Source organism: Pseudoalteromonas prydzensis, assembly GCF_011050055.1.
Taxonomy (GTDB): Bacteria; Pseudomonadota; Gammaproteobacteria; order Enterobacterales; family Alteromonadaceae; genus Pseudoalteromonas; species Pseudoalteromonas prydzensis_A.
The window spans coordinates 20,157-30,796 of the sequence record NZ_DRGM01000221.1 but is presented as its reverse complement, the minus strand read 5'-3'; the positions used below and the strand labels follow the sequence as shown (position 1 = coordinate 30,796).

Here is a 10,640-nt window from a genome sequence, read left to right as displayed (position 1 = left end):
TTCTTTGTTGGGATATCGCCAAGCGGTAAGGCACCAGGTTTTGATCCTGGCATTCCCAGGTTCAAATCCTGGTATCCCAGCCAACTTCTTCTACCAAAGAAATGTTGTTAAAGAATAAGAACTGCGGAATTGGCAGTTGTCTTGAATTAGACGCTGGATTTAGGTTCCAAAACGATTAACTGCATTCTAAGAACTGCGGGAGTGGCGGAATTGGTAGACGCGCTGGATTTAGGTTCCAGTAACTTCGGTTGTGAGAGTTCAAGTCTCTCCTTCCGCACCATGTTCTTAATTAGAACTAAAACTCATCCAAATTTAGCGTTGGGATATCGCCAAGCGGTAAGGCACCAGGTTTTGATCCTGGCATTCCCAGGTTCAAATCCTGGTATCCCAGCCAACTTTCTAGAAATTCCCTATCTTTAATCTTTAATCTTTAATCTTTAATCTTTAATCTTTAATCTTTAATCTTTAATCTTTAATCTTTAATCTTTAATCAAATATTATTTGAGTGAGCTTTCACCCACTCCAGTGATGCAAAAGAGCTTTATCCTACTTCACCACTAATCGCATATTTTAAAACCCAGTTTTTTACCGGTCCGGTAGTATTCGCCATCTTTAAAAAACGACTGCGCGCCCATTGTAATGGGGTTAGTTGATTAGAAAAGCCAAAATAACAGGCATCCATCATACTCATCATTAATAGGTTCGCTTTACGGCGAGTGCACTCATATTGCTTAAGATGTTGTGCAGCACCTATGTCGTCTACATTTTTTAATATATCAGCAAGCGCTACAACATCTTGAAAACCTAAGTTAACGCCCTGCCCTGCGAGCGGATTAATAGTATGCGCAGCATCGCCTACAAGGACAATACGTCCTTGTGAGTATCGGTTAGCATGTTGACGTGCCAAAGGGAAAACCGCGTGCTCAATAACCTCAAAATCACCTGCCAATGGGGGGAAGTTATCCAGTACTTGCTGTTTTAATTCTGTAGGGGTTAATTTTTTTAAGCTTTGTAATTTACAGCCATCGTCATACCAAATTAAATTAGCATAAGGTGCTTGCATAGGTAAAAATGCAACGGGCCCAGTGGGCTTAAATTGCTGCCACGTTTTTATCTGTTGTGGGGCATCGAGTTTAATAAGCACGCCCATACAATGTTGGCCATACTGCCAGCCGGTAACACCAATACCTACTTTTTGGCGTAACATTGATTGTCCACCATCGGCAGCAACGACTAAGTCAGCACAAAACTGTTGCTCAGCGTAATGAAAAGTAATTTGTTGATCATGATGTTCAATCGCGGATAACGGTTGGCTAATCTCAAGCACTTCAATATCGTGCGCTGCAAACTGCTGCCAGAGACTTGCTTGAATTAAATTATTTTCGATTAAATGACCTAAATGAGTGGTGTCTATATCATGGCAATCAAATAGTAAGTTATCACCGGCTCGTTCGAATGCTTCAAGCTGTTGGTATGGCGCGTGCCGGTGTGCTCGCAAAGTAGTCATGGCACCGAGTTGGTCTAATAAATTTTCTGAAAAGCGATTAATTGCCGATACGCGAATATCAACTTTGTCACTAGCAAGTACCTCAGCGGCATTAATTACGCGCTGTTCAATCACCGTTACTTGGCATCCTTGTTTTGCGAGCTTCACTGCTGTAGCTGCACCAACCATGCCACCGCCAACAACAATAACCTTGTTTTTCATCATTTTTACGTCACTAATTTGGCTATTTTCAGTGCATTTGATTGTACCGTACTTCTGTTTGCAAGTACGAGTGCGTTTCATCTTAATCTACGATAAAAGGCGCTTTGTTTGACTTCAATTCACAAACATAAAAACTATACTTGGATCTAAGCGGGTATCCAGCTAAAATACGCGTCCTTTAAGTAAGCGAACGTGCGCTTATCCTGTTTAGCGCACAACCGTGCCACTACCGAATTGAAAACGAGGCTATATTTCAATGAGTAAAAAGCTGCATATTAAAACCTGGGGTTGTCAGATGAATGAATACGACTCTCAGAAAATGGCTGATCTTCTCGATGCAACCAACGGCTACCAGTTAACTGATGAAGCTGGGGATGCAGATGTAATCCTACTCAATACCTGTTCAATTCGCGAAAAAGCGCAGGAAAAAGTATTCCATCAACTAGGCCGTTGGAAATTACTCAAAGACGACAAACCCGATCTGATCATCGGTGTTGGTGGCTGTGTTGCCTCACAAGAAGGTGATTCAATTCGCCAACGCGCACCATTTGTTGACGTTATTTTTGGCCCGCAAACATTGCACCGCTTACCTGAAATGATCAAACAAGTGCAAGGTAATAAAGGCAGCTCTGTGGTTGATATTTCATTCCCAGAGATTGAAAAGTTTGACCGTTTACCAGAGCCAAAAGCCGATGGCCCGTCTGCATTCGTTTCAATCATGGAAGGCTGCTCTAAATACTGCACATTCTGCGTCGTACCCTATACCCGTGGTGAAGAAGTAAGCCGCCCACTTGATGATGTATTATTAGAGATTGCTCAACTAGCTGAGCAAGGTGTACGCGAAGTAAACTTACTGGGTCAAAACGTGAATGCCTATCGCGGTGAAACACATGACGGTGAAATTTGTTACTTCTCAGACCTAATTCGTTATGTTGCAGCCATTGATGGTATTGACCGTATTCGTTATACCACTTCGCACCCAGTAGAATTTACACCAGACATCATTGACGTATACGCCGACGTGCCTGAACTTGTGGATCACTTACATTTACCAGTACAAAGTGGTTCAGACCGCATTCTTAACTTAATGAAACGTGGTCATACTGCTATTGAGTACAAGTCAACGATTCGTAAGTTACGTAAAATTCGCCCTAATTTAAGTATGTCGTCAGATTTCATCATTGGTTTCCCTGGCGAAAGCGCCGCTGATTTTGAAGCGACGATGAACCTTATCAATGATATTGGTTTTGATATGAGCTTTAGCTTTATCTATAGCGCACGCCCTGGTACACCAGCGGCTGATTTGCCTGATGATGTCAGCGAGCAAGAAAAGAAAGAGCGTTTATACCTGTTGCAAAATCGTATTACCCAAATGGCACAACAGATCAGCCGTCAAATGTTTGATACTGAGCAGCGTATTTTAGTTGAAGGTCCATCGAAGAAAAATCCGATGGAATTACGTGGCCGTACCGAAAACAACCGCGTTGTTAACTTTATTGGCCCGCACACTGTGATCGGTCAGTTTGTTGATGTACGTATCACTGAAGCACTACCAAACTCTTTACGTGGTGACTTAATTCGTACAGAATCCCAAATGAACTTACGCCGCGCAGTTGCCCCTGCTGAGATTTTAAGTAAAGCAGCAAAGCCAGAGCCGCAAGCAACCCCAGATGAATTGGGTGTTGCGACTTTCGTTCCGTAGGCGAAATTTACTGTGCCAGCCTTGGCTGGCACATCAAAACAGGAAGCAATTTTGAGTAATCAATTAAAAAAATTAGAGATTTATTTAGAACCCTCCGACAACAAACGTCTTTCATCTTTATGTGGCCCGTTTGACGAAAATATCAAACATATTGAACGCCGCTTAGGTGTTGAAATAATTCATCGCGATAACTACTTTAAAATCACCGGAAAAACCACCAGCGCCTTTGCCGCGATGGAAATTCTTAAAGACTTATATGTCGAAACTCAGCCGGTACGTGGTGTCATCACAGAAATTGATGCGAATACCGTGCATCTGGCCATTAGCGAATCAAATGCATTAGAGCAAGATGAGCTGAACGAGTATGGCAAAGAAGTGATGATCAAAACTCGTCGTGGTGTAATTAAACCGCGTAACGATAACCAAGGTCATTATGTGTCGAATATCTTTCGTCACGATATCACCTTCGGAATTGGCCCTGCTGGCACCGGTAAAACCTACCTTGCTGTTGCCGCTGCTGTTGATGCATTGGAGCGCCAAGAAATTCGCCGTATTCTATTGACCCGCCCCGCTGTTGAAGCCGGTGAAAAACTCGGTTTTTTACCGGGTGATTTAAGTCAAAAAATCGACCCATACCTGCGCCCATTGTACGATGCCTTATTTGAAATGCTCGGCTTTGAAAAAGTCGAAAAGCTGATGGAACAAAATGTCATTGAAGTTGCGCCACTTGCGTTTATGCGTGGTCGCACACTTAACGACGCCTTTATTATTTTAGATGAAAGCCAAAATACCACGGTTGAGCAAATGAAAATGTTCTTAACCCGGATTGGCTTTAATTCAAAAGCCGTGATCACCGGGGATATCACCCAGGTTGATTTACCCCGTGGTGCGCGCTCAGGGCTTCGTCACGCCATTGAAGTGCTTAGCGAGGTAGACGAAATAAGCTTTAACTTTTTCCAATCTCAAGACGTGGTACGCCACCCTGTGGTAGCCCGTATTGTTGAAGCATACGAACGTAACGACGAAGCCGAGCGACAAAAACGCGCCGAAAAGCAGCGCGCTAAAGATTTGCTCGCTAATCAAGAGCAGCCACAACCTGCGACTAAAGAGTAATACCGTGAACACTGAATTAGATTTACAAATAGCCTGTGAGTTTGACAACTTACCTAGCCTAGAGCAATTTGCACTATGGGCTAACAAAGCGCTGAGTCAATACCGTGATGAGTCAGAGTTGAGTATCGTGATTGCAGATGAAGAGCAAAGCCAACAACTCAATAATGACTACCGTGGTAAAAATAAACCAACTAACGTGTTGTCGTTTGAATTTGAAGCGCCAGCAGGAATAGAACTGCCTTTGGTAGGCGATTTAGTGATATGTCCAGCCATTGTATTAGCTGAGTCAATAGAGCAAGAAAAGTCATTTCATGACCACTTTGCCCATATGGTGATCCATGGATGCTTGCATTTACTTGGATTTGACCATATAAAGGATGAAGATGCTAAAGAGATGGAAAGCATTGAAAAGCAATTGCTTGCCGAATTAGGCATAGCAGACCCATATCGGGACGATATTTAAATTTACGGAGCAAATAGACGCAATGAGCGACGATAACTCGCAGACTAGCCAGGGTTCTTCTGGCAAGACCTGGTTGGGTAGAATTACCCAAATGTTGCAAGGGGAACCCCAGAATAGAGAAGAGCTGGCTGAAGTAATTGCCGATGCGCAAGTTCGGGATGTTATAGATCCTGAAACCAAAGAGATGATCGAAGGTGTGCTCGGTGTGTCAGAGTTAAAAGTGCGAGACATTATGATCCCGCGCTCACAAATGATCACACTCGAAGTTGACGCACCGCTGGAAGAAGTCATTCCAATGATGGTCGATTCAACGCATTCACGGTTTCCTGTGGTATGTGAAGATAAAGACCACATAGAAGGCATTTTACTAGCAAAAGATCTATTACCACTTATTCTAAACAAAGATGATCTTCTGCCATCATTACGTGATTATTTACGCCCAGCGGTTGTTGTGCCAGAAAGTAAGCGTGTGGATACGCTACTGAATGAGTTTCGCCAACAGCGTTACCATATGGCGTTAGTAATTGACGAATACGGCGGTGTCTCAGGTTTAGTAACCATAGAAGATATTCTTGAGCTCATCGTCGGTGAAATTGAAGATGAACACGACGAAGAAGAGCAACTAGATATTCGTCAACTTGCAAAGCATGTGTTTGTTGTTCAAGCCCTTACTCCTGTTGATGATTTTAACGAATATTTTAAAACGGGCTACAGCACACAAGACGCTGACACCATCGGCGGCACTGTGTTACATGCCTTTGGGCATATGCCAAGTCGTGGTGAGCTTATTGAGATTGATGGCTTTCAATTTAAAGTAACCAATGCCGATAATCGTCGATTATTGCAATTACAAGTTACCGTGCCAAAGGCTGATGATAACGACAGTGAAGACACTTCTGACTAACTGCCTGCATTTAGCAAAAGATAAAAAAGCATGGCTCGCACTGGTTGCGGGCCTTCTTTTAACCTTAAGCTATGCTCCTTTTGAGATTTGGCCCCTCACTTTTGCCTGCTTAGCACTGGCAATCTACACCTCTCAGGCTAGCAAACCTGAGCTACAGTACGGTAAAACAGCCAGTCAACGCGCCGCTAAATATGGCTTTATTTTTGGCCTTGGTTGGTTTGGCGCAGGCATCAGTTGGGTGCATGTCTCCATTGCCACCTTCGGTGGCATGCCATTAATCGCCTCAGTACTGCTAATGGTGTTGTTGTGTGCTTATTTAGCAATCTATCCCGCTTTAGCATTTATGTTTGCCACACGCTTTGCCAGCGGCCCTAATAGCTATGGCTTATTATTACTTTGTGGCTTTGCAGTCACCGAGTACCTACGCGGTGTGATCATGACCGGCTTCCCATGGTTAAGCTTTGGTTATACTCAAACCGATAGCCCACTTAATCAACTCGCCCCAGTGATTGGTGAGTTTGGCTTAACCTTAGTATGTATCGCTATTGGTTTTGCGCTCTATCGCCTGCTGTTTACTCGAGACTTTAAAGCCACAGTAGCCAGTGTGCTTAGTCTCGCTTTACTCTTTGCTATTACTCACTATACGCGCAATAACAGCTACAGTGATAAAACCATTAGCACCTTACTAGTACAAGGTAATATCAAACAGCATCTGCGCTTTGAGCCTAGTGAGTTTTGGACCACCATGAGTAAATATCAAGATATGACTCGCCCGCACTGGGATGCAGATCTAATCGTTTGGCCAGAAGCCGCAGTGCCTGAAATTGAAGCACTTGCAGACAGTTTTTTAGCCGGCTTAGACAGCGCAGCCTCATTTAACAACACCGCCCTTATTACCGGTATTGTTGACTACCAGCGCGACACTAAAACTATTTTCAACACCTTAATTGTGGTTGGTAATAAAGAACGCGGTGACGAACATGGCCATTATCAATACTTAGGTAAAAACCGTTATCAAAAACACCAATTACTGCCGATTGGTGAGTTTGTGCCGTTTGAAGACTTATTGCGCCCTATCGCCCCTTTATTTGATTTACCTATGTCATCGTTTTCTCGCGGCGACCAAGTGCAAAATAACTTACGTGCTAATGGCTTAAATATCTTACCGGCCATTTGCTACGAAATCGCGTTTGCTGATTTAGTGCGTGGTAATTACCACAATGATTCGGATATTTTATTTACCGTCAGTAACGATGCCTGGTTTGGTGCTTCCCACGGCCCTCACCAGCACATGCAAATAGCTCGTATGCGCGCCCTTGAGTTACAACGCCCGCTTATTCGGGTTACTAATAACGGTATCAGCGGCGTATACGACCCAATCAGCCAAATCCAAGTCAGCATGCCTCAGTTTGAAGCTGACACCTTGAAAGTAAACGTCAAGCTCATTCAAGGCGATAGCATTTATAGCCAATATGGTAATTTGCCCGTGTGGATTGTCGTGGTGTTGATGGGAGTTATGGGGATTGCTATAAGTCGTAAGCGGTAAGCGGTAAGCGGTAAGCGGTAAGCGGTAAGCGGTAAGCGGTAAGCCAGTTTATTCGTAGCTTGGGTTGAGCGCAACGAAACCCAACAACTTACTTTACTTTTTCAATAACTCTTTTAGTCCATAATACCAACTTAAAGCAGCGACTGTGCCATAGCTTTCATCTGCGAAATAGCGCTGCTTTACAGTCAACTTTTCACTTGAATGGGCTTTGAGCTTAGCTGCAAAGTCCTGTCCACACTGATAATTTGTAACACCTATTTCGCCAAACACATCGGCGTTATTTGCAAAGGTAAAATATGAATACTTTTCTCATAATCATCCTTGCTACTTTTATTTTATATACGCTATCAAAACCTCTCAGTTTCGATGTAAGTACATAAGGATTTTATAGACGCTCTATGAGTTTCTTTTTGTGATGCAGGTAAAAATTTGAGCTTATAAGTCATCAATATTTACTTCAACTGCGGTTGAAACCTTTTCTCTACGCCTTGCAACAATCTTTGCTAATTCGTAATCATCAATTTCATCAACCAACCTTTCATACGCTGACGCGGAGACTAAATAAGCGACATACCCTACTATAAAATGCGCGGGGGTAAACCCGAGCCTACGCTGATCCACCATTTGTAGCAGCGATTTTACATCGCGACAGCCTGTATATATTAGACTCTATAGCATGTTGCGCAGGTAAAATCTCTATTTCGTAAATAACTTCTCAAATAATAGCTCTGCTTGCTTTAAACCCTCTTCAGTGAGTCCAACTGACTTAGCTTTGCCGATGGGGTTGTCGATTAAGCCTTTGTCGTGTAATCGATTGGTAATGTCCCAATCAATTTGTTTCCAAGCACGGCAATGGTCGTGCAAGGTTAAATACATCAGTGCTAATGCAGCGTCGTCTATTTTATCTGTGTCTATTTGCATGTGCTTATCCATAACGTATTAAAAATTTTAATTTTGTCATCATTTAAAATGATAACAGCTATTTATCTGCCCACAGCAGCTTTTTACACTCGCGCTTAATTGATTACTGACCGCACTTAAAAAAATAATTGCGGTGCTCATATCCATCTTTGTTACGCTTTATTTCACTGGTTTGTAATTAATCATTAGGTCATACCAAGATTACTTGAGACAATCACCACAGTCATTTTTTTAAATAGAGTTCATTATGAAACTATTAGTCAGAAATTTAGCCCGCACCACCAGCGAACATGATATTCGCACATTATTTAGCGTTCACGGTAAAGTTACTAATTGTAATTTAGTATTAGACAAAGAAACGGGCCAATCAAAAGGCTTCGCGTTTGTTGAAATGCCAGATGATGCTGAGGCAAAAATAGCAATCACCGCATTAAATCAAACCAGTGTTGATAAAAGTAAGATACGCGTGAAATTAGCCGACGCTTAATACTGATAGTTTAATAACTATTACGCTTGTAAAAACCAGCTTTTAAGCTGGTTTTTTTGTATCTGCTATTCAGTCCTACTCTTGGTTTTTAATAAGTGGTAGGGTATCAATCTGATAGTAAATAACTAAAAGATAGCAAATGACAACAACACTTTCCAAGGTATTAACTGCAACAGCATTACTCGCCTTGTTTGGCTGCTCAGAGCCGGCGCCAAAAAATAAAAGCCAACTAACCGATAGTCAACCAGCGGTCGATCTTAAAAACGTCCACCAACTGATTGAAACGTTAGCATCTGATCAATTTTTAGGCCGCGGGCCTTTAACTGAAGGTGAAACTTTAACCATTAATTACCTTGCCGATAAATATAAGCAGCTAGGGTTAACTGGCGCTTACAAAGGTGAATTTTTACAGCCAGTTACCATGGCAAAGCTGACTCCAGATCAAAACATGACATTAAAAGTTGGCGATTTAAGCTTTACTGCAGGAAGTGACTTTACCGCCCGCACCCAACAAATTAATGAAACAATTAATGTCAGCGACTCAGAGGTGGTATTCGTCGGTTATGGTATAAATGCCCCTGAATACAATTGGAATGACTTTGCAGATATCGATGTAACAGGTAAAACCATCGTGGTGTTAGTCAATGATCCTGGTTTTGCAACGCAAGACCAAAACCTATTTACCGGTAATGCGATGACCTATTATGGCCGCTGGACCTATAAATATGAAGAAGGCGCGCGTCAAGGTGCAAAAGCGGTATTAATAGTCCATGAAACTGCCCCTGCGGCTTATCCTTGGAGCGTAGTTGAAAGCTCCAATACCGGCAGTAAATATACCCTTATTGATGATGAAAAAAATATCTCTGACATTCCGGTGATGGGCTGGATAGACGAGCAAGCTGCTAATGACATTTTTGCCCAAGCAGGGCTTGATTATCAAACAGAAAAGGCCAAAGCCCTGAGCCCAGACTTCAAAGCAACGCCCCTAAACGCTAAAGCAAATTTGACACTTAACAGTGAGATTTCACAAGCGCAATCACATAATGTGGTGGCGCAGCTAACTGGCAGCGAGCAGCCAGACGAGTATATTGTTATTGGCGCGCATTGGGATCATTTTGGCACAAAGCAAACGAATGAAGCTGTAAAAATATATAACGGCGCAGTTGATAACGCCTCAGGCAGTGCTGCAACGGTTGAAATTGCGCGAATTCTTAGCAAAATACATCAGCAAACCCCATTTAAACGCTCAATCATTTTTGCCAACTTCACCGCAGAAGAAACCGGCTTAATAGGGTCACAGCAATTTGCCACTGGTGACATAGTGCCAACCAAGCAAATGGTTGCACTACTAAACATCGATGGTATGAACGTACTAGATGGCGTTGATTACATTCTGCAGTACGGTAAAGGGATGTCAGAAATGGAAAACTACCTTGCTGATGCCGCCAAAGCACAAGGGCGCCATGTTAAAATGGACCCACGTCCGCAAAATGGCCTATTTTTCCGCTCAGATCACTTTTCCTTAGCAAAACAAGGCGTACCAAGCTTATTATTTATGAGTTTAGGTGATACGGATCCCGATTATATTGCACACAAATACCATAAAGAAACTGATGACTACTCACCGCAATGGTCATTAGGCGGGGTTAAACAAGATATCGAGCTAATTGTTGATATAGCCACAAAACTGGCAAATAACGGTGATTGGCCTGCTTGGCAAGCTGATTCAGACTTTAAGAAAAAGCGCCAACAAGAACGCCCATAAACACCTCATCAAAATAATAATGGCTTGAATC

9 protein-coding genes, 3 tRNA genes and 1 pseudogene are annotated in these 10,640 nt (G+C 42.7%); 10 read left to right on the top strand and 3 right to left on the bottom strand.

Annotated features, from left to right (window positions below):
* The first annotated feature begins 8 nt into the window (after positions 1 to 8).
* The 3 genes from ENH88_RS23060 (at position 9) to ENH88_RS23050 (ending at position 394) form a co-directional block, all read left to right on the top strand.
* Positions 9 to 83: transfer RNA gene (locus tag ENH88_RS23060), tRNA-Gln, on the top strand.
* Between the two features lie 112 nt (positions 84 to 195).
* Positions 196 to 280: transfer RNA gene (locus ENH88_RS23055), tRNA-Leu, on the top strand.
* A gap of 39 nt (positions 281 to 319) precedes the next feature.
* Positions 320 to 394 (top strand) — tRNA-Gln (locus tag ENH88_RS23050).
* A 147-nt stretch (positions 395 to 541) separates the two neighbouring features.
* Here the strand turns inward: ENH88_RS23050 and ENH88_RS23045 are convergent.
* Complete coding sequence (locus ENH88_RS23045; RefSeq protein ID WP_349768662.1) at positions 542 to 1,789, bottom strand: FAD-dependent oxidoreductase; 1,248 nt, start codon at positions 1,787 to 1,789, stop codon at positions 542 to 544.
* 175 nt (positions 1,790 to 1,964) lie between these two features.
* Between ENH88_RS23045 and miaB the strand changes: the two genes are divergently transcribed.
* From miaB to lnt, 5 genes are read left to right on the top strand one after another with little or no spacing between them, the layout of a single operon-like run.
* Complete coding sequence (gene miaB / locus ENH88_RS23040; protein ID WP_304185895.1) at positions 1,965 to 3,410, top strand: tRNA (N6-isopentenyl adenosine(37)-C2)-methylthiotransferase MiaB; 1,446 nt, start codon at positions 1,965 to 1,967, stop codon at positions 3,408 to 3,410.
* Positions 3,411 to 3,461: 51 nt separating this feature from the next.
* Positions 3,462 to 4,523 carry a PhoH family protein gene (locus ENH88_RS23035; protein ID WP_304185893.1) on the top strand — a complete coding sequence of 354 codons (1,062 nt, stop codon included), beginning with the start codon at positions 3,462 to 3,464 and terminating at the stop codon, positions 4,521 to 4,523.
* Positions 4,524 to 4,527: 4 nt separating this feature from the next.
* Positions 4,528 to 4,986, top strand: a complete 459-nt coding sequence (gene ybeY / locus ENH88_RS23030; RefSeq protein ID WP_064668080.1) for an rRNA maturation RNase YbeY — start codon at positions 4,528 to 4,530, stop codon at positions 4,984 to 4,986.
* 22 nt (positions 4,987 to 5,008) lie between these two features.
* Entirely contained in the window at positions 5,009 to 5,890 is an 882-nt protein-coding gene (gene corC / locus ENH88_RS23025; RefSeq protein ID WP_304185892.1) for a CNNM family magnesium/cobalt transport protein CorC, read from the top strand.
* Positions 5,871 to 7,436, top strand: a complete 1,566-nt coding sequence (gene lnt / locus ENH88_RS23020) for an apolipoprotein N-acyltransferase (protein ID WP_304185891.1) — start codon at positions 5,871 to 5,873, stop codon at positions 7,434 to 7,436. The genes corC and lnt overlap by 20 nt, the downstream gene beginning before the upstream one ends.
* Before the next feature lie 435 nt (positions 7,437 to 7,871).
* Here lnt and ENH88_RS23015 read toward each other — a convergent pair.
* Positions 7,872 to 8,003 (bottom strand): annotated as a pseudogene (locus tag ENH88_RS23015) (antitoxin); the annotation flags it as partial.
* A gap of 129 nt (positions 8,004 to 8,132) precedes the next feature.
* Positions 8,133 to 8,357, bottom strand: coding sequence for a DUF6429 family protein (locus ENH88_RS23010; RefSeq protein WP_304185890.1), 225 nt, complete (start codon positions 8,355 to 8,357; stop codon positions 8,133 to 8,135).
* Positions 8,358 to 8,604: 247 nt separating this feature from the next.
* Here ENH88_RS23010 and ENH88_RS23005 point away from each other — a divergent pair, with 247 nt between their 5' ends.
* Complete coding sequence (locus ENH88_RS23005; RefSeq protein WP_304185888.1) at positions 8,605 to 8,844, top strand: RNA recognition motif domain-containing protein; 240 nt, start codon at positions 8,605 to 8,607, stop codon at positions 8,842 to 8,844.
* Between the two features lie 139 nt (positions 8,845 to 8,983).
* Positions 8,984 to 10,609, top strand: a complete 1,626-nt coding sequence (locus ENH88_RS23000; protein ID WP_304185886.1) for a M28 family metallopeptidase — start codon at positions 8,984 to 8,986, stop codon at positions 10,607 to 10,609.
* Positions 10,610 to 10,640 lie beyond the last annotated feature (31 nt).